The sequence below is a fragment of the Lentilactobacillus parakefiri genome, from assembly GCF_002157585.1.
GTDB classification, from domain to species: domain Bacteria; phylum Bacillota; class Bacilli; order Lactobacillales; family Lactobacillaceae; genus Lentilactobacillus; species Lentilactobacillus parakefiri.
The window spans coordinates 1-409 of record NZ_BDGB01000156.1; the positions used below are offsets into that span (position 1 = coordinate 1).

Below are 409 nucleotides of genomic sequence, written 5' to 3' on the forward strand. Positions count from 1 at the left end.
TTAGTTGCCAGCATTCAGTTGGGCACTCTAGCAAGACTGCCGGTGACAAACCGGAGGAAGGTGGGGATGACGTCAAATCATCATGCCCCTTATGACCTGGGCTACACACGTGCTACAATGGACGGTACAACGAGTCGCGAAACCGCGAGGTTAAGCTAATCTCTTAAAGCCGTTCTCAGTTCGGATTGTAGGCTGCAACTCGCCTACATGAAGTTGGAATCGCTAGTAATCGTGGATCAGCATGCCACGGTGAATACGTTCCCGGGCCTTGTACACACCGCCCGTCACACCATGAGAGTTTGTAACACCCAAAGCCGGTGAGGTAACCTGCGGGGACCAGCCGTCTAAGGTGGGACAGATGATTAGGGTGAAGTCGTAACAAGGTAGCCGTAGGAGAACCTGCGGCTGG

General features: G+C 53.5%; 1 rRNA gene. It reads left to right on the plus strand.

The window, feature by feature from the left end:
* Positions 1 to 409: ribosomal RNA gene (locus LPKJCM_RS12115) — 16S ribosomal RNA — on the plus strand; the annotation flags it as partial.